Origin of the sequence: Serratia bockelmannii (genome assembly GCF_051803255.1) — a bacterium.
Classification (GTDB): Bacteria; Pseudomonadota; Gammaproteobacteria; order Enterobacterales; family Enterobacteriaceae; genus Serratia; species Serratia bockelmannii.
This window is the reverse complement of the sequence record NZ_CP196512.1, coordinates 1,821,894-1,840,875: the sequence shown is the minus strand read 5'-3', so window position 1 is coordinate 1,840,875 and position 18,982 is coordinate 1,821,894. Positions and strand designations below refer to the sequence as shown.

Annotated in this window: 16 protein-coding genes; 8 read left to right on the top strand and 8 right to left on the bottom strand. The window is 57.2% G+C overall.

Annotation, left to right across the window (positions count from 1 at the left end; genetic code table 11):
* Nucleotides 1–22 precede the first annotated feature (22 nt).
* Nucleotides 23–2,077 (bottom strand): DNA helicase IV, encoded by a 2,055-nt coding sequence (gene helD, locus ACSJLU_RS08750; protein ID WP_099817385.1) that lies wholly within the window; start codon nt 2,075–2,077, stop codon nt 23–25.
* Nucleotides 2,078–2,243: 166 nt separating this feature from the next.
* Between helD and ACSJLU_RS08745 the strand changes: the two genes are divergently transcribed.
* Both ACSJLU_RS08745 and yccS read left to right on the top strand, forming a co-directional pair.
* Nucleotides 2,244–2,696, top strand: coding sequence for a YccF domain-containing protein (locus ACSJLU_RS08745; protein ID WP_049204263.1), 453 nt, complete (start codon nt 2,244–2,246; stop codon nt 2,694–2,696).
* 26 nt (nt 2,697–2,722) lie between these two features.
* On the top strand, nt 2,723–4,858 hold the full coding sequence (gene yccS, locus ACSJLU_RS08740) for a YccS family putative transporter (RefSeq protein ID WP_043137600.1): 2,136 nt from the start codon (nt 2,723–2,725) through the stop codon (nt 4,856–4,858).
* A gap of 4 nt (nt 4,859–4,862) precedes the next feature.
* On the opposite strand, the gene ACSJLU_RS08735 is transcribed toward yccS, so the two are convergent.
* Entirely contained in the window at nt 4,863–5,519 is a 657-nt protein-coding gene (locus ACSJLU_RS08735) for a TfoX/Sxy family DNA transformation protein (protein ID WP_025302311.1), read from the bottom strand.
* Nucleotides 5,520–5,748: 229 nt separating this feature from the next.
* Here ACSJLU_RS08735 and sulA point away from each other — a divergent pair, with 229 nt between their 5' ends.
* Entirely contained in the window at nt 5,749–6,255 is a 507-nt protein-coding gene (gene sulA, locus ACSJLU_RS08730) for an SOS-induced cell division inhibitor SulA (protein WP_342096606.1), read from the top strand.
* A gap of 356 nt (nt 6,256–6,611) precedes the next feature.
* A complete protein-coding gene (ompA, locus tag ACSJLU_RS08725; protein WP_015377358.1) occupies nt 6,612–7,691 on the top strand; it encodes a porin OmpA in 1,080 nt (359 codons plus the stop codon).
* A 105-nt stretch (nt 7,692–7,796) separates the two neighbouring features.
* Here ompA and matP read toward each other — a convergent pair whose 3' ends face one another.
* Nucleotides 7,797–8,255 carry a macrodomain Ter protein MatP gene (gene matP, locus ACSJLU_RS08720; RefSeq protein ID WP_004928138.1) on the bottom strand — a complete coding sequence of 153 codons (459 nt, stop codon included), beginning with the start codon at nt 8,253–8,255 and terminating at the stop codon, nt 7,797–7,799.
* Between the two features lie 210 nt (nt 8,256–8,465).
* Between matP and ACSJLU_RS08715 the strand changes: the two genes are divergently transcribed.
* The 4 genes from ACSJLU_RS08715 to fabF all read left to right on the top strand — a co-directional run bounded on the left by ACSJLU_RS08715 (nt 8,466) and on the right by fabF (nt 12,992).
* On the top strand, nt 8,466–10,214 hold the full coding sequence (locus tag ACSJLU_RS08715) for an AAA family ATPase (RefSeq protein WP_380825521.1): 1,749 nt from the start codon (nt 8,466–8,468) through the stop codon (nt 10,212–10,214).
* 68 nt (nt 10,215–10,282) lie between these two features.
* Entirely contained in the window at nt 10,283–10,801 is a 519-nt protein-coding gene (gene fabA / locus ACSJLU_RS08710) for a bifunctional 3-hydroxydecanoyl-ACP dehydratase/trans-2-decenoyl-ACP isomerase (protein WP_004928144.1), read from the top strand.
* Between the two features lie 389 nt (nt 10,802–11,190).
* On the top strand, nt 11,191–11,718 hold the full coding sequence (locus ACSJLU_RS08705) for a winged helix-turn-helix transcriptional regulator (protein WP_099817386.1): 528 nt from the start codon (nt 11,191–11,193) through the stop codon (nt 11,716–11,718).
* Nucleotides 11,715–12,992 (top strand): beta-ketoacyl-ACP synthase II, encoded by a 1,278-nt coding sequence (gene fabF / locus ACSJLU_RS08700; protein WP_043137608.1) that lies wholly within the window; start codon nt 11,715–11,717, stop codon nt 12,990–12,992. The genes ACSJLU_RS08705 and fabF overlap by 4 nt, the downstream gene beginning before the upstream one ends.
* Before the next feature lie 64 nt (nt 12,993–13,056).
* Here the strand turns inward: fabF and rmf are convergent, their stop codons facing one another.
* The 5 genes from rmf to ACSJLU_RS08675 all read right to left on the bottom strand — a co-directional run bounded on the left by rmf (nt 13,057) and on the right by ACSJLU_RS08675 (nt 18,982).
* On the bottom strand, nt 13,057–13,227 hold the full coding sequence (gene rmf, locus ACSJLU_RS08695) for a ribosome modulation factor (RefSeq protein WP_004928150.1): 171 nt from the start codon (nt 13,225–13,227) through the stop codon (nt 13,057–13,059).
* A gap of 270 nt (nt 13,228–13,497) precedes the next feature.
* A complete protein-coding gene (pqiC, locus tag ACSJLU_RS08690; RefSeq protein WP_049208045.1) occupies nt 13,498–14,058 on the bottom strand; it encodes a membrane integrity-associated transporter subunit PqiC in 561 nt (186 codons plus the stop codon).
* Nucleotides 14,055–15,701, bottom strand: a complete 1,647-nt coding sequence (gene pqiB / locus ACSJLU_RS08685; protein WP_025302305.1) for an intermembrane transport protein PqiB — start codon at nt 15,699–15,701, stop codon at nt 14,055–14,057. The genes pqiC and pqiB overlap by 4 nt, the downstream gene beginning before the upstream one ends.
* The gene (pqiA, locus tag ACSJLU_RS08680; RefSeq protein ID WP_071826107.1) at nt 15,688–17,004 is read right to left on the bottom strand and encodes a membrane integrity-associated transporter subunit PqiA; all 1,317 of its coding nucleotides are present in this window, start codon (nt 17,002–17,004) and stop codon (nt 15,688–15,690) included. The genes pqiB and pqiA overlap by 14 nt, the downstream gene beginning before the upstream one ends.
* 73 nt (nt 17,005–17,077) lie before the next feature.
* On the bottom strand, nt 17,078–18,982 hold the full coding sequence (locus ACSJLU_RS08675) for an ABC transporter ATP-binding protein (protein ID WP_380825527.1): 1,905 nt from the start codon (nt 18,980–18,982) through the stop codon (nt 17,078–17,080).

The window sequence follows — 18,982 nt, the reverse complement described above, 5'->3', positions numbered from 1 at the left end:
TGGCTGGCGCCAGGCCTGATGCCTACGGTTTTTTCTGCACCGGTACGCCAAGATCCTGCAGGTGTTCGACGAACACCGAAGGGCGTTCACGATCCTGCAACAGCCATACCTGATGTTTGGCGCGCGTCAACGCGACATACAATAGACGGCGCTCTTCGGCATCCGGGAAATCCTCCGGCTGCGGCAGTAGCACCTCTTCCAACACCGACTCGCGCGCCACGGCGGGGAAGCCGTCACGCCCCTCATGTAAACCGGCAATGATGACGTATTCCGCCTGCTGCCCTTTGCTGGCGTGGATGGTCATAAACTCCAGATCCAGCTTGGGCCAGCGGGTGCCCGCCTTCGCCAGCGCTTCCGGTTTCAGATGATGGTAACGCGCCAGCACCAGGATGCGCTCATCCGGCTTGGCGTAGCCGCTCAGTTTATCCAGCAAGGGCTCCAGCTGCTCGTGCGGCAGGATCGCCACCGACTTTTTATTGCCCTTGCTCAAGCTGTTGAGCGGTTTTTTCAGCTGGTGCGGGTTTTGCTGCACGAACCGGTTGGCCACCTCGCCGATACGTTCATTGAAGCGATAGGTGGTATCCAGCGCGCACTGCGCGCCTTCGCCGAAGTTCGTGGCGAAGGCCGTGGTTAACGTCAATTCTGCGCCGCTAAAGCGATAAATCGCCTGCCAGTCATCCCCCACCGCAAACAGGCAGGTCTGCTTGTTCTGTCGGCGCAATGCCGCCAGCAACAGCGCACGCTGCGGTGAGATATCCTGAAACTCGTCGACCAGAATATGTTTCCACGGGCTGACGAAGCGCCCCTTGTCGAGAATGTTGACCGCCTGATGGATAAGGCCGGAGAAGTCCACCGCCCCTTCCTCTTTCAAGGCGCTTTTCCAGGCTTTCAGCAGCGGCGCCATCAGCCGGATACGTTTTGAGAACAGATCGCGGATGTCTTCATCCGCCTGCTCAATCATTTCCGACTGGCTGCCGCCGTGCATGCGCATCAGCCCCAACCAGCGTTCCAACCGGCTTGCCAGGCGATCCGCCAGGCGCTTATCCTGCCAGAAGTCGCCTTCCGGCACTTCCCATTCCAGCTCTTCGGTCAACCATTGACGCCACCCCTTGGCCTGCGCTTTCTTCTCCGCGCACTGTTGGCGCCAATGGGTAATCAGCAGCTCTTTGCGCGCTTTGGCATCGGTTTCCAACCGGCTGATGGCCGGGGCCTTGCGGCTGCCTTGTTGAATGATTTGCAGCGCCAAGGCATGGAAGGTCTTGGCCTGAATGCCGACATCACCCAAACGTTCTTTGATGCGGTCGTTCATCTCGCCAGCGGCCTGGCGGCCGAAAGCCAACAGCAAGATTTGGCCCGGCTGCGCTTCCTGACGGCGCAGCAGCCAGCCGGCGCGCGCCACCAGCACCGACGTTTTGCCGCTGCCGGCCCCCGCCAATACCAGAACGGAATCCTCGCCGTTGACCACCGCGCGGCTCTGGGAGTCATTGAGCGGTGAGCTTTCGACGGTCTGGAAGAAGTCGTGATGTTGCTCCAGCATGCGATCGGTCCACTGCCGGTTGCGTTGTTCGACGCTGTGTAGCCCCTGCTGCAGCCATTGCAGACACAGTTGGTAATCGGCCCGGCAGTTATCGAATTCCTCCAGACGCGTCACCGGCATCGGCAACGCGGAGAAAGCCTCACGGATTTGCTGTTGCAGCTTGCCCAGCTCAGACTTTTTGAACCATTTATCTTGCTGCTCTATGCGCTGAATCTGTGCCACCTGCTGTTGCAACACGCCGGCACTGACCTCACTCATTTCGGCGCTCCACTGCTGCCACGCTTGCTGCAGATAGTGATAAAAACGTTGCGTTTCCTGCCATTCGGTGCCGTGCAGCCGCACCACTTTTTCGTCCGGCAATTCAAATTCCAGCTCGCCCCAGACGATGCCGCGCTTGCACCTGACCTGAATCAGTTGATTGAAGGGGATCAGGTATTCATGTTTTTCCCCGCTCACCTCAACGCCGGCGTGCAGCAACCGCACACGGTTATAAGGGTGCTGAGCCAGGTGTTTCCCCAGCGATGTCGCTTTAAGTTCCATATCGTCGCGCCATGACTATGTTGAGATTAAATAACGGATATCTGCCAGTTTACCTGCGATAAGCAGTGGCACTCTAGCGCTAAAAAAAGGGTAGAATAGATTTTGCGTTTTTATCGTGAATACGCCCGCATCGCGGTTTGGCTATCATTAGAGCAGAATGACGTCTATGCGTACTGTACTGAATATTCTTAATTTTGTGTTGGGCGGTTTCTTCACCACGCTAGGCTGGCTTATTGCTACGGTGTTCAGCGTGCTGCTTGTCATCACACTGCCGCTTACCCGCTCCTGTTGGGAAATCACCAAGCTGTCGCTGGTGCCGTTCGGCAACGAAGCGATGCACGTCGATGAACTGTATCCGGAAAAAAGCAATGCGCTGCTCTCCGCCGGCGGCTCGCTGCTCAACATTATCTGGCTGGTGCTGTTCGGCTGGTGGCTGTGTCTGTCACACATTGCCGCCGGTATCGTGCAATGCGTTTCAATCATCGGCATTCCAGTCGGCATCGCCAATTTCAAAATAGCCGCCATCGCGCTGTGGCCGGTGGGACGCCGCGTCGTCTCGGTAGAAATGGCTCAGCAAGCCCGTATTGAGAATGCTCGCCGCCACTATCAACAGCGTTAATTTTTTCTCCGTTTGAGGAGTTTTTCGTGCTCTCTTTTGCACCCGCAGTTCGTCGTTATACTTACAACAGCAACCTGCTGTATCACTTGCGCATCCTCATTGCGCTGATCGGCACCACCGCCGTTCCCTGGTGGCTCGGCATTCCCAAGCTGACTATCCCGTTAACGCTGGGCGTGGTGGCAGCCGCCCTGACCGATTTGGATGACCGCCTGGCCGGCAGGTTACGCAACCTGCTTATCACGCTGGTGTGCTTCTTTGTTGCCTCCGCCTCGATCGAGCTGCTGTTCCCTTATCCCTGGTTGTTCGCCCTTGGCTTAACCACGTCGACCTGCGGTTTTATCCTGCTCGGTGCCTTGGGGCAGCGTTATGCAACCATCGCCTTCGGCGCGCTGCTGATCGCGGTTTACACCATGCTCGGCACCTCGATGTACGATGCCTGGTATCAGCAACCGCTGCTGCTGGTGATCGGCGCGCTGTGGTACAACCTGCTGACGTTGGCAGGCCACCTGCTGTTCCCGATCCGGCCGCTGCAAGAGAACCTGGCGCGCTGTTACGATCAACTGGCCAACTATCTGGATGCCAAAGCCAATCTGTTCGATCCCGACGCCGAACGCGACGCCGACCTGCCATGGATGGAAGTCGCAATGGCCAACAGCGCCTTGGTCTCGTTGCTTAACCAAACCAAAGCCTCGCTGCTGACGCGCCTGAAAGGCGATCGTGGCCAGCGCGGCACCCGCCGCACCTTGCACTACTATTTTGTCGCGCAGGATATCCACGAGCGTGCCAGCTCTTCCCACGTTCAGTACCACGCGCTCAGCCGGCAATTTCGTCACAGCGACATTTTGTTCCGCTTCCAGCGTCTGCTGAGCATGCAGGCACGCGCCTGCCGCCAATTGGCACAATCGATCCTGCTGCGGCAAAAGTACCAGCACAACCCGCGCTTTGAACCGGCTTTCAGCCGCATTCAGGAGGCGTTGGCACGCATCGCCGAAACCCAGGGCAATAACGAGCAGACCAAGGCGCTGGCGCATCTGTTGAAAAACCTGCATGCGATCGATGCGCAGCTGGCCAATATCGAATCAGAGCAGACGCTGGCCAGCGGGCAAGCGGAAGAGAACAGCCTGGCCGACGACCGCTTAACCGGCTGGAGCGATATTCGGTTGCGCATCAGCCGCCATTTGACGCCGCAGTCGGCCCTGTTCCGCCATGCGATCCGCATGTCGGTGGTACTGTGCGTGGGTTACGCCTTCATCCAGTTCACGGGTATGCAGCACGGTTACTGGATCCTGTTGACCAGCCTGTTCGTCTGTCAACCGAACTACAACGCTACCCGCCGACGCCTGGCGCTACGCATCATCGGTACCCTGGCCGGTATCCTGATCGGCCTGCCAATCCTCTATTTCGTGCCGTCATTGGAAGGGCAACTGGTGTTGATCGTCATCACCGGCGTTCTGTTCTTCGCTTTCCGCACCGTACAATATGCCCACGCGACGATGTTCATCACGCTGCTGGTGCTGTTGTGTTTTAACCTGTTGGGCGAAGGATTCGAAGTGGCAGCCCCGCGCGTTTACGATACCTTGCTGGGCTGTGCCATCGCCTGGGCGGCAGTCAGCTTTATCTGGCCGGACTGGAAGTTCCGCCAACTGCCGGCGGTGGTGGATAAAACGCTGAATGCCAACTGCCGTTATCTGGACGCCATTCTGGTGCAATACCACCAGGGTAAGGATAACGGCCTCGCTTACCGCATCGCGCGACGTGATGCCCACAACAGCGATGCCGAACTGGCTTCGGTCATCTCCAACATGTCCGCCGATCCCAAAGCCGACAAAGCGCTGCAGGAAGCCGCCTTCCGCTTGCTCTGTCTGAACCACACGCTCCTGAGCTATATCTCCGCATTGGGGGCGCACCGCGAGCGGCTGAACACCCCGGCCACGCTCGATCTGCTCAATGACGCCGTGTGTTACGTGGACGGCGCCTTGCATCAGGAAGAACGGAACAGCCAGCGCATTGCGCAGGCGTTGGAACAGCTGGCGGAGCGCATCAGCAAAGCCGTTCCGGAACCTGAAAGCAAAGAACAATTGGTCTTGCAGCAGGTGGGATTGGTGCTCGAGCTGCTGCCAGAGCTCACCGCGCTGCATGCCCAAATCAATAAGGCAGCCTAACTATTCAGGGCCCGTTCGATGGGCCCTGAATAACCGGCTCATGCCCATGGCGGCGCATCGCCATCGTATGATCGAACCAACGCACTAGCTCGCTGCGTAATTCGGCCGGCAACGCCGCCTGATGATAACCGGCTATCGCCCCGCCCAGCGACAGCAGCACTCGTAGCCCCAAATTAGTCTGCTGTTTCAATAAACGGAGATAGCTGCGTTTGGCGCCATGCAGCCGCAGGTCATAAGCGTTGCGAATGCCCGCTCGCCACAGCAGACGTTCCATATTAACGTCAATATTCGGCAATGCCTTCAGTCGGCCGTGATCGCCAGCCTTAAGCCGCTGCTCCCGGCGCGCCTCCCTGACAGCCTGCCAGGCCAGCCCCACCAGCTCGTTGCGTTCCCGCCACAGCGACTCGTCAACCCAGTAATAACGCAAAGTGATGGGCGCTCCACGCTTGGAGTAGACCATATTGACCATCCCTCTGGCACGAAAGGCCGGTTCCATGCTCGCCGTAGCCCGCAAGTACAGCTCGCCGTCCGCTATCACCGCAAACATTACCCCCTCGGCCAGCAGGCCGTAGCCACCAAACTGTGACCGTGTTGTGATGGCTCCCAGCGCCGCAAAGCAATTTTTAGCCTGCGCGATTCTTCTCGTCGACATCCTTTTCATAGCGTTCCTCCTTTTTAGGTTCTGGCCGTATTATTTCTCTCATCAATGAAAAAAGTAACGTGAACAACTAATTAGAAAAATACGCACTATCCGCCCGCCTGCCAATCACAAAAATCATCGGTACAAAAAATGATCGCAATTATGCGAGCCGCTACGAAAATTTGGGTTGATCTTATCCTAAATCAGGGATACTGTATAAACATACAGTAATGCGACGGGCGGGAACTTTATGCGTACTCAATCACTCTACCAACCTCATTTCGGCCATGGCTCTTATACAGCGCGCAATGTTGCGAAGATCACGGATGTCGGCAAAGAAAATGGCTTGATCAGTGAACTTGTTTACAACGAGCGCCAGCCCGCAGTGGCCCAATTGCTGTTGCCCCTGCTGCAACAACTGAGCAAACAGTCTCGCTGGCTTCTGTGGCTGACGCCGCAGCAAAAATTAAGCAAACAATGGCTGCAGCAATCCGGCCTGCCTGTAGATAAGATGATGCAATTGAGCCAGATCAGCCCGGTGAATACGGTCGAGGCAATGGAAAAAGCGCTGCAAACGGGAAATTACAGCGTGGTTCTCGGCTGGTTGCCTGAGCTAACGGAGGAGGATCGTCTAAAATTAAGACGTGCGGCAGAATTGGGTAATGCCTATGGGTTTATCATGCGGCCTCAACGTGACATTAACCCGACTCACGGACACTGTTCCACCCTAAAAATTCACTCTTCTTTGTATCATTAAGTAAATTTAGGATTTTTCCCATCATTTTCGCACCCCCTAAGCGGAACCTTTGCGTGGGAAGGCACAAAGCTAGTCCGGCTGCGGTTTGGCAAGCAAAAACGCTCGATGAATCGCCGTTTTTTTAGGCAAAGAATGTTAGCAAATATGTACGATTCCGCGTTTTTTTTTAGAGCCTTATCACATCACACTTGTAACTTTCGCGCCACGTTGTAGACTTTACATCGCCAAGGTTGCTCTATAACGTCAGAAAAACTGGCGAGTAACAAACGAGGGCTTAAACCTTGGCGAAGGAATTTAACCAAGGGCTTAAACAGCTTTAAAGCTCATTGCCTATTTGGATGATAACGAGGCGCAAAATGAAAAAGACAGCTATCGCATTAGCAGTGGCACTGGCAGGTTTCGCTACCGTAGCGCAAGCCGCTCCAAAAGATAACACCTGGTACACCGGTGCTAAACTGGGCTGGTCCCAGTACCACGACACTGGTTTCTACGGTAACGGTTACCAGAACGGTATCGGCAACGGCCCAACCCACAAAGATCAGCTGGGTGCCGGCGCGTTCCTGGGCTACCAGGCAAACCAATACCTGGGCTTCGAGCTGGGCTATGACTGGCTCGGCCGCATGCCTTACAAAGGCAGCGTGAACAACGGTGCTTTCAAAGCGCAGGGCGTTCAACTGGCCGCTAAACTGAGCTACCCAATTGCTGACGATCTGGACATCTACACTCGTCTGGGTGGTATGGTATGGCGTGCAGACTCCAAAGCTAACTACGGCCGTACTGGCCAGCGCCTGAGCGACCACGACACCGGCGTTTCTCCGCTGGCTGCTGTTGGTGTTGAATACGCACTGACCAAAAACTGGGCTACTCGCCTGGATTACCAGTTCGTAAGCAACATCGGTGACGCAGGTACCGTTGGCGCACGTCCAGACAACACCATGCTGAGCCTGGGTGTTTCTTACCGCTTCGGTCAGGATGACGTAGTTGCTCCAGCACCAGCTCCAGCTCCGGCTCCAGTTGTTGAAACCAAGCGTTTCACTCTGAAGTCTGACGTGCTGTTCAACTTCAACAAGTCTACTCTGAAAGCAGAAGGCCAGCAGGCTCTGGATCAGCTGTACACCCAGCTGAGCTCCATGGATCCTAAAGACGGTTCTGTAGTTGTTCTGGGTTACACCGACGCTGTTGGTTCTGACCAGTACAACCAGAAACTGTCCGAACAGCGCGCACAAAGCGTTGTTGACTACCTGGTCTCCAAAGGCATCCCGTCAGACAAAATCTCTGCACGTGGTATGGGTGAAGCAGATGCAGTTACTGGCAACACCTGTGGCTATAAATCTGGCCGCGCTACCAAAGCTCAGATCGCTTGCCTGGCACCAGATCGTCGCGTAGAGATCGAAGTTAAAGGTATCAAAGACGTTGTAACTCAGCCTCAGGGCTAAGTTTACTCGCCTAATAAAAAACCCCGCCTAGCGGGGTTTTTTTTCGTCCTATTGTTGTTGCCACAACCCTTCAAGGCCAAACGCCACAAAGGCGCTCTCACGCACTTACTTGGGATCTTTGCCAAGAATCGCCTTCAAGTCTTCTTTCAACGATGACATCTGGTTTGCATACTTTTCTTTGCGTTCAGCGTCTTCGATAAGTTGCACGACGGTTTCCGAAAGCGTAACGCCACGGCGGCGCGCCAGGGCAGCTAATCGTTGCCAAACCAAAAACTCCAGATCGATAGATTTTTTACGCGTATGCTGATGTTCTGCGTTAAAATGACGTTTGCGGCGGGCGCGGATTGTTTGCTTCATCCGGTTATCCAGTTCCGGATTCATATGAGCGGCAATCCATGCAAGTACCTTTACCGGCTCATTTTCCAGCTTCAGCAGCTCGTTAACCGCTTCCTGAGCAGCGCTGTTTTCAATGTAGCGGGTAATAAGCTCCCCTTCCCGGTGCTTCTTCACCAGGTACTTCCATTTCCAACCGCTCTCTAGATTTTCCAGTTGCTGATATTTCATCTTGAGCTCTTCAGTGACCGCGTAACTTCAAATAAGCATAACAGCTTTGCGCCGAATTTCCCCGGCAATTAAGCCGTCTTTTAGACTGTTTTTTGCACAGTCATCGCGCGATGTCAAACTCCCTGATGCCAACTGGCACTCCGCATGTATCAAGCTGCCGTTATTCTTGTATAATCGCCCTTTCCCTTTTTAACGATTGCATCTAACACTTTGACCAATAACCGACTTGAATGGCAATCTTTATTGCCGGACGTAACGCCTTATCAGGCGATATTTGATACCGCCGCTCAGTTGGCACCCGTGCCCTTTTCCGCCATTCAGCCTCGGCTGGAAAATGCCCTGACGCTATTTTGTCACCCCCAATCGCCACCGCGATTCATGCTGTTGAAAGCGCAAGAAACGCGAGAATACCTGGAACTGATCGCTAACGCCGTCAAACCGCTGCTGCCGCAAAACACGGCATGCCGCGGCAGCCACTATGTCATTCAGGATGGCAAGGTCAGCGTAGAGCCTGCCAGCCATGGCGATGAACCTTTCGCTGCCGGCGGTGCTTGCCTGTACCAAGAGTGGATTGAACCGGAGCAGCTGTTTGGTTGCGTGCGGATCCACAATGGCGACATCACTCTGCAGCCCGGCCTGGTGCACCAGGCCAACGGCGGTATTCTGATCCTGTCAGCCCGGGCGCTGCTGGCCCAGCCGTTGCTATGGCTGCGGTTGAAGCAAATGATCGGCCAGCGTCAGTTCCATTGGGTTTCGCCTGACGAAACCCGCCCGCTGCCGGTTGCTATTCCGCCGATGCCGCTGGATCTGCGGCTGATTGTGGTCGGCGACCGCCACGGCCTGGCCGATTTCCACGATATCGAGCCAGAACTGAGTGAACAAGCGGTCTATGGCGAATATGAAGACGATCTGCAACTGACTGAAGTTGATGATATGGCGCAGTGGTGCGGCTACGTCAACGGCGTGATCGCCGAGCGGCAGTTACCGATGTTGGCGGCCGACGCCTGGCCGCCGCTGATCGTTCAGGCGGTGCGTTATAGTGGCGATCAGGGCATCCTGCCACTCTCGCCGGTTTGGCTTGGGCAGCAGTTGTCCGAAGCTGCACTGTACGCCGAAGAAGACCGCATTACGGCCAAAGCGCTTGAAGCGGCATTGAATGCCCGCGAATGGCGTGAAAGCTATCTGGCCGAGCGTATGCAGGATGAGATCGAGCTGGGTCAGATCCTGATTGAGACCGAGGGCGAAGTGGTCGGGCAGATCAACGGTCTGTCAGTCCTGGATTATCCGGGCCATCCACGCAGCTTTGGTGAACCGTCGCGCATCAGTTGCGTTGTGCATCTCGGCGACGGCGAGTTCACCGACGTCGAGCGCAAAGCCGAACTGGGCGGCAACCTGCATGCTAAAGGCATGATGATCATGCAGGCGTTCCTGATCGCCGAACTGGATCTTGATCAGCAACTGCCCTTCTCCGCTTCCATCGTCTTTGAGCAATCTTATGGTGAAGTGGACGGTGACAGCGCCTCGCTGGCTGAGCTGTGCGCATTGATCAGCGCCCTGTCACAGCAACCGATCACCCAACAGATCGCCGTCACCGGCTCCGTCGACCAATTTGGCAACGTACAGCCGATAGGTGGCGTTAACGAAAAGATCGAAGGTTTCTTCGAGGTTTGTTTACGCCGCGGCCTGACGGGCAAACAGGGTGTCGTCTTGCCCGCAACCAACGTGCGCCACCTGTGCTTGCGCCAGGATATCGTCGACGCGGTACGCGAAGGGCAATTCCATCTGTGGGCGGTAGAGAGCGCGGCGGAAGCCTTGCCTTTACTCACAGGTTGCCTCTACTCTGACGAACAACAGCCGAATTTGTTGGCGGCCATTCAGGAACGGATTGCGCAGGTGAGCCTGCAGGAACGCCGCCGTCCGTGGCCGCTACGCTGGCTCAACTGGTTCAACCACGGCTGATCGGACTTGTTCAGCGTACACGTGTTAGCTAACCTGCGTCCTTCATTAAAATAAGGCTTACTGAGAACATGGTAGATAAACGCGATTCCTATACGAAAGAAGACCTCGAAGCATCCGGCCGTGGCGAGCTGTTCGGCGCCGGTGGCCCACCGTTGCCGGCGGGTAACATGTTGATGATGGACCGCGTGGTCAAAATGACCGAAGACGGCGGGACTCACAACAAAGGTTATGTGGAAGCGGAACTGGATATTAATCCTGACCTATGGTTCTTCGGTTGCCACTTTATCGGCGATCCGGTCATGCCTGGCTGCCTGGGCCTGGATGCGATGTGGCAGCTGGTCGGTTTCTACCTCGGTTGGCTGGGTGGCGAAGGCAAAGGCCGCGCGCTGGGCGTCGGTGAAGTCAAGTTCACCGGCCAGGTGCTGCCAACCGCGAAGAAGGTAACCTATCGTATTAACTTCAAACGCGTCATTACCCGCAAACTGATCATGGGCGTCGCCGATGGCGAAGTGCTGGTTGACGGTGAAGTGATCTATACCGCCACCGATCTGAAAGTGGGCCTGTTCAAAGATACCACCGCGTTCTAATCACGCTGACGAGAAGGCGGCCACTGCCTTCTCTCTAACGTTCTTCGCATGCCATCACGTCGAAACGTGATGGCATTTCTTTCTCTTATCCTTCCCGGCTTTCAAAGACCATCCGCATCTTCTTTTAGCCGCCGTCGGCGTTATGGAATATCTCATCACGTTGGCATTGATGCTGGGTGTACCTTATTTCATCACCCTTCACCGCCATAGGTCTCTACCCTATTCTTACCCGAAGCGGCCAAAGCAATAGGCAGCCTGAAAGACGGCCTCCCTCACTCCCCGCATCAGTGCAATAGCGCTTTTTTTGCATCCGGTTATTCTCTTGCCCCTCAAGATCCTCTAACATGACTAGCATAGTAACTACAATTATTGTACTTAGTGAGAAAGGTATGCAAAAAACCCGCTTTAGCGATGCACCTTGCCCCGTCGCGCGTTCATTAGATCGCGTCGGGGAATGGTGGAGCATTCTGATCCTGCGTGATGCCTTTCAGGGGTTGTCCAAATTCGACGAATTCCAACAAAGTCTGGGGATGTCACCCACGCTACTGGCACGTCGCCTGAAGGATTTGGTGGCCCACGGCATTCTGTATAAAGAACGTTATCAAACGCGGCCGGTGCGCTATCACTACCTGCTTACTGAGCGCGGCAACGATTTTCTCCCGGTGTTGGCGGCGCTCTCACAATGGGGCAACAATCATCTGACCGACGGGGACGTCAGCGCCCTGTTGGTCGACGGACGCAACAATCGGCCGATCCAAGTCCAGTTGGTCAATCGTGATACCCAACAGCCGGTGCCGCCGCAGTTCATTACGCTGGCGCCAGGGCCGGCGGCAAGCGATGGCATATATCAACGCGCCGAACTGATGCGGCAGCGGCGCCTCGCCGATTTACCCGAATTTACCAAGGAGCCATCATGAGCAATTGTCGTATCGTCATTACCGGCATGGGCGCCGTTTCACCGCTAGGGTGCGGTGTTGAAGCCATCTGGCAACGTTTGTTAAAAGGAGAATCCGGCATTCGAGCGTTGCCTGACGAGATCGTTGCAGATTTACCGGTCAAGGTCGGAGGACAAGTCCCGGCGCTGGCGCAAGATGCTGAAGCGGGCTTCAACCCCGATGCCTCCGTCGCCCCCAAGGACCAAAAGAAAATGGACCGCTTTATCCTGTTTGCTATGGCGGCGGCGGATGAAGCCATTCGTCAGGCCGGCTGGATAGCCGATACGGACGAAAAACAAGAGCGCACAGCCACCGTCATTGCCTCGGGTATTGGCGGTTTCCCGGCGATTGCCCAGGCGGTGCGCACAACCGACAGCCGCGGCGCCAAGCGGCTGTCGCCGTTCACCATCCCCTCATTCCTGGTCAATCTGGCGGCCGGCCACGTTTCAATCAAACACCACTTCAAGGGGCCGATTGGCGCGCCGGTCACCGCCTGTGCCGCCGGCGTGCAAGCCATTGGCGACGCAGTGCGTATGATCCGCAATGATGAAGCCGATATCGCCGTGTGCGGCGGTACCGAAGCCGCTATAGATACCGTCAGCCTGGGCGGGTTCGCCGCCGCGCGCGCCATGTCCACCGCTCCAGCCGAATTGGCGCAACAGGCCTCTCGGCCCTTCGACAGCGCCCGGGACGGATTTGTCATGGGGGAAGGCGCCGGCATGCTGGTGATTGAAACGCTGGAACACGCGCTGGCGCGCGGCGCCACCCCGCTCGCGGAAATCGTCGGCTATGGCACCAGCGCCGACGCCTACCACATGACATCCGGCGCTGAAGACGGCAACGGCGCCTATCGGGCGATGAAAATCGCGTTGAAGCAGGCGAACGTCGTTCCCGAGGAGGTACAGCATTTAAATGCGCACGCGACATCGACACCCGTAGGGGATTTGGGCGAAATCAACGCCATCAAACACCTGTTTGGCACGGCCGGCACTGTCGCCGTGACCTCAACAAAATCAGCGACGGGGCACCTGCTGGGCGCCGCCGGCGGGCTGGAAACCATCTTTACCGCCTTGGCTCTGCGCGATCAGATAGCCCCTGCCACGCTAAATCTGGATAACCCCGATCCGGCGGCGGCAGGCTTGCATCTGGTCGCGAAACAGGCGGAATCGATGAATATGACCTACGCCTTATCAAACGGCTTCGGCTTTGGCGGCGTGAATGCGAGTATTTTGCTGAAGCGCTGGCAGGATAAATAAACGCCTGAAACAAAAACCTCCGCCAAAGGGCGGAGGTTATTCCTTTTATTTGACAGGGAGCCGCTTAAGCGGTCACAGCCCTGTCTTCCATGGCTTCTCGCCAACCTCCCAGCCATTGAGACCGGGCGTCCACCGATGATTGGTAGGGACAATGTTCCCTGGAACGCCCTAAAATACCTGCCTGATACCCTCTCGAATGCGCCCTTTCCAGACGATCGCGTTTCTGTCTCTTCATGCCTCGTTTCCCTCATTTTGGTCTGGTGGAAAGAAAACAATGGCTGCTTTTTGCGCAGCCACGAGTAATCAATAGCGCTAAAAGAAGAGAAGATCAATGCGCAAAATTCACGCCAATGTCATATTTGTGAGCTACGCCCGAGGAAAGTGCTAAGTGGCTGATCTGCCGGGGAAGGAGTTAACCAGTTGAAATGAAATAGAAATCCCTGCCAGCGAGAAAAAACGAATTTCCACGGCGACAGGGATTAGACGATTTTAGACCAAATTATGACTAAATGCCGCCCATCTGTGCGGCGATAACCTGGGCTTCCTGCTGCCACCCCTGCGCCAGAGTGCGCACCAGGGCATCATAGCCGTCTTCACCCTGTTTCAGCTCCAGGCTGAAAGGCCTTTTGATCAAGCGCCCCTGGCGGTTCAGCACCCACTCGCCGCGAATGATCGCCTTGCCGTCAAAACGGCCGTGGAAGCCGCTGATGGTCACGTTCAGCACATCCTGATCGCTGCTCATCGGCTGCGAAGAGACCACCCAACCCGGCAGCGCGCTGCTCAGGTTGGTGACCAGCGTTTGCTGCAGCTGCTGGTCGAGCGGGCTGGCCCACAGGTTGTTCTGGGCTATCACATACTGCACGTCGTTGGTCTGATACACCACGCCGCTCTGCGCCAGATAATCCGCCACGCTCACGTGCTCCAGCCACAGCTGGCGCGTGGAGGCGCCGCTGCTGCTGGCCGCGGCCGGCGCGCCCAGCGCCGGCAACTGATAGTAAGTCTTCTGTGGCGAACTGCTGCAGGCGCTGAGCAACAGCGCCAGGGCTACCGGGATCCATTTCATCATTTCGTGGCCTTCTTCGGCTGAGGGTCATTACTGCCGGCGGCTTCAAACACCAGCGCGTTACTCTTCTCATTCAGGGTGCGCAACACCGGTTGCAGCTCACGCAAGACCTGATCGAGGCGCTGCATGTCGCCCACCATCTTGTTGTAAGCCGGCGAACCTGGCTGGAACCCTTTCATGCTGCGGTTCAACTCCAGCAGCGTTTTCTGCATGTCCTGCGGCAGCGCCTGCATCTCTTTGCTGGCGATGATGTCGTTCAACGACTTCATGGTCTGCTGCGTCGACTTCATGGTTTTCTGACTTTCCGCCAGCGTCTTGGTCGCCTCGTTGATCATCGGATTGATCGGCATCGCGTTGATCTTGTCCAGCGTCTGCATCAGTTTCTGCTGGATCTGCGCCAGACCGCCGCTGGTGGTTGGCATCAGCGGATAACCAAACAGCTCGCGCGGCCCTTTCCACGGTTTCTCCTGCGGATAGAAGTCGAGATCGATATACAGCGAACCGGTCAGCAGGTTGGCGGACTTCATCGAGGCGCGCATGCCGCGGGACTCGGCGTCTTTCAAGTGCCCTTCGATATCGAAGTTGCCGCCCAGCTGTTTCTGGAAGCGATCCGGCTCGATGCGGATCAGCACCGGAATGCGGTAATCGTTATCCAGACGCTGCGCCATGCCGTCTTTATAGAACGGCACCTGCGCCACCGTACCCAGACGGATGCCGCGGAACTCGACTGGCGCGCCCGGCTGCAGGCCGCGTACCGAGTCGGAGAAGAACAGCAGGTAATCCTTATGTACGGTATACAGCGAATCCTGCGTGCTGCGCTGGTTGTCGAACAGCTGGTACTCCGCCTTCTCTTTCGCCAGTTCGCCGCGATCCCAGCCGTCCGGCACGTCGAAGCTGACGCCGCCGCTGAACAGCGTGGTCAATGATCCCATCTCTACCCGCATGCCCTGCGCCGACATGTCAAACGCCACGCCGCTGTCTTTCCAGAAGCGCACGTTGGTGGTGACCAACTGATCGTAAGGCGCGGTGATGAACAGCTGATAGCGCATGGCGCGCGCCTTAGGATCGAAATAGCTGGTTTCCACCGACCCGACGCGATAACCGCGGAACAGCACCGGATCGCCGGCGTTAAGCTGGCCTGATTTCTCGCTGTCCAGCACGATACGCAGCCCTTTGGCATCCGGAGAGGCCAGCGGCGGCGCGTCGAGCAGCTGGTAGTTGTCTTTACCGTCTTTGCCCTTGTTGCCCGGCTGCAGTTCGATATAGGCGCCGGAGAGCAGCGTCCCCAACCCGGAAACGCCTTCACGGCCGATCTGCGGCTTCACCACCCAGAAGGCGGAATCCTGGCGCAGCAATTTCTCCATGCCGGAATTAAGACGCGCCTGCACCATCACCTTGCTCAGGTCATCGCTCAACGTGACAGTTTCCACCACGCCGACGTCAACGCTGCGGCTTTTGATTTTGGTTTTACCCGCTTCCAGCCCTTCCGCCGTCGTAGTCACCAGCGTCACTACCGGCCCCTGATGGCTAAAGTGGTAAAACAGGATCCAGGCGCCGATCAGCGCGGTCACGATGGGAATGATCCACACCGGCGACCAGCGTTTGATCTTCTCGACGTCCGCGACGCTATGATTATTTTCCGTCACCTTGCGGCTCCTTGTTGATTGTTTCACTTGCGCGATCCCAGGTCAGCCGGGGATCAAATGTCATGGCGGCGAACATGGTGAGGATCACCACCAGCGCGAACAGCACGGCGCCCGTCGCGGGATAAATACTCATCAACTGCCCCATTCGCACCAACGCCGACAACACGGCGATCACAAACACGTCGATCATTGACCAGCGGCCAACGAACTCGACCACTTCATAAATCAGGTGCATGCGCTCGCTGTCGGCGCGCGGTTTCTTCCTGCCGTTCGCATCCCAGCACAGCCAGCCGATCGCCAACATTTTCAGCGACGGCACCATGATACTGGCGATGAAAATCACCATCGCTACCGGATAAGAGCCGTCCCCCCACAGCAGGATCACCCCCGCCATGATGGTGGAGTTCATTTTGTTACCCAGCGCCTCGGTCACCATGATGGGCATCAGGTTGGCCGGAATATACAGCATGATGGAGGTCACCAGCAGCGCCAGCGTCCACTGCAAGCTGTGGCGGCGGCGCACGTAGCCCTTGGTGTGGCAGCGCGGGCAGCTCACCTGATCGGCCGGCAGGATCGCCGTGCAGCACGCGCAGGAGCGCACGCCCTGGCGCATGCCGGTGCGTCCTACCGTCAGCGGGCGATCGAGACGCGGTGCCGGTTCGATGTCCTGCCACAGCCAGCGCCGATCCACGCATTGGAAAGCGCGCACCTGCAGCAGGCAGAACAGACAGTAAGGCACGAAGCTGCTGCCGATACCGATATCGCCATAGGCCATCAGCTTGACGAAGCTGACCAGCACCCCGGCGAGGAAAATCTCCACCATGCACCAGGTTTTGAACTGGAACAGCACCCGGGCCATCCACTCTTTCAGTCCCAGCGGCAAACGCACTTTGGCGCACAACAGGATGATCGCCACCATGCAAAATGCCGGGATCAGCTGCACGAACACCATAAACAAGGTGGCCATGCTGGCGTAGTCTTCCGCCACCATGACTTCCGGGATTTGAATCAGCCGGATTTCGTTGCCGAGGCCGGCGACGCGCATGTTGATAAACGGGAAAATGTTGGCCAGCACCAGCATGAACAAGGCGCTGAGCGCGTAACCGATCGGCCGCTTGCGCGGTTCGTCCCAGCGGGCGCTGAGCGTGGTTTTGCAGCGCGGGCATACCGCTTTGCTGCCATAGGCCAGCGGCGGTAGCGCCACCAACATGTCGCACTGCGGGCACAGCATCAGGTTATCCTGCTGCGCCGCCGAAGGTGCGGAATGACTATGCTGCTGATGATTGTTGTGGGAACACACCATATTCCTCCTCAATAACGTTGCTCACCGGCACGTCGATACCGCCCGCAGCAGCGCGCGGGCGGTATCGCAACGGTCAGCCGTTTTTCATCGCTTCCAGCTCTTCCCAGCGGGCGAAGGCCTGCTCGAGCGCCTGCTCGGCGTTAGCCAACGCCGTCAGCACTTCTTGCGTTTCGCTGTGCGGCCGCGTGAAGAAGTCGGCATCGCTCATCTGCACCTGCAGCGCTTCGATTTCCGCTTCCAGCTGTTCGAGCCGCTGCGGCAGCTGTTCCAGCTCACGCAGCAGGTTGTAACTCAGCTTGGCCGCCGCTTTCTTCGGCTGTTCGGCCTTTTTCTCCGCCGCCGGTTTGCTCGCGCTCGGCGCCGCCTGACGAATCGTTTTCGCCGTCGCGCGCTGATGATGCGCATCGTAGTAACCGCCGACGAAGGCCTTGATCACGCCATTGCCTTCGAAAATCCAGCACTCGGTCACCGAGTTGTCGACGAACTGACGATCGTGGCTGACCAGCAGCACGGTGCCCTGATAGCCGTCGATCAGCTCTTCCAGCAGCTCCAGCGTTTCGACGTCGAGATCGTTGGTTGGTTCATCGAGGATCAGCAGATTGCTCGGTTTCAGAAACAGCTTAGCCAACAGCAGGCGGTTACGCTCACCGCCCGACAGCGCCTTCACCGGCGTCATCGCACGCTTCGGGTGGAACAGGAAGTCCTGCAGGTAGCCCAAGACGTGGCGAGGGCGGCCGTTGACCATTACTTCCTGTTTGCCTTCCGCCAGGTTGTCCATCACCGTGCGCTCCGGATCGAGATCGGCGCGGTGCTGGTCGAAATAAGCCACTTCCAGCTTGGTGCCGCAGTGCACGCGGCCGCTGTCGGCTTTCAGCTGACCGAGCATCAGTTTCAGCAGCGTGGTTTTGCCACAGCCGTTCGGCCCCACCAGCGCAATCTTGTCGCCGCGCTGCACCTGAGCGGAGAAACCGCGCACCAGCACTTTTTCGCCAACCTGATAATTGACGTCTTCCAGCTCAAATACGATTTTGCCGGAGCGAGTCGCCTCTTCCACCTGCATCTTGGCGGTACCCATCACTTCACGGCGCTCTGAACGCTCGACGCGCAGCGCCTTCAGCGCACGCACGCGGCCCTCGTTACGGGTACGGCGCGCTTTGATGCCCTGACGGATCCAGACCTCTTCCTGCGCCAGCTTGCGATCGAACTCGGCGTTTTGCAGCTCTTCCACCCGCAGCGCTTCTTCTTTGCTCTGCAGGTACAGATCGTAGTTGCCCGGCCAGGAAACCAGCTTACCGCGATCCAGATCGACGATGCGCGTCGCCATGTTGCGGATAAACGAACGGTCGTGCGAGATGAAGACGATGCTGCCGTCGAACTCTTTCAGGAAACCTTCCAGCCAGTCGATGGTTTCGATATCCAGGTGGTTGGTCGGTTCGTCGAGCAACAATACGCGCGGCGAGCTCACCAGAGCACGGCCCAGCGCCGCTTTACGCAGCCAGCCGCCGGACAGCGAGGAAAGTTCTGCGTCGCCGTTCAACCCCAGCTGCAGCAGCACTTCGCTGATGCGGCTGTCGAGCTGCCAGAGTCCCTGGTGATCGAGGATCTCCATGATTTGCGCCATGCGCGCCAGGTTTTTCTCGCTCGGATCGCTTTCCACCAGGTGGGAAATCGCATGATACGCCTTCAGGTGTTCTGCCTGCTCCGCAACGCCTTCCGCCACGAAGTCGAACACGCTGCCGCCGATATTGCGCGGCGGATCCTGTTGCAGGCGCGCCACGATCAGATCCTGTTCGTAGATCACCCGCCCGTCGTCCAGCGGGATCTCTTTGCCGAGGATCTTCAGCAGCGTAGATTTACCGGCGCCGTTGCGCCCGACCAGACACACGCGCTCGTTGTCTTCGATATGAATTTCGGTGTTGTCTAACAGTGGCGCATCGCTGAAAGAAAGCCAGGCGCCGGACATGCTGATTAACGACAT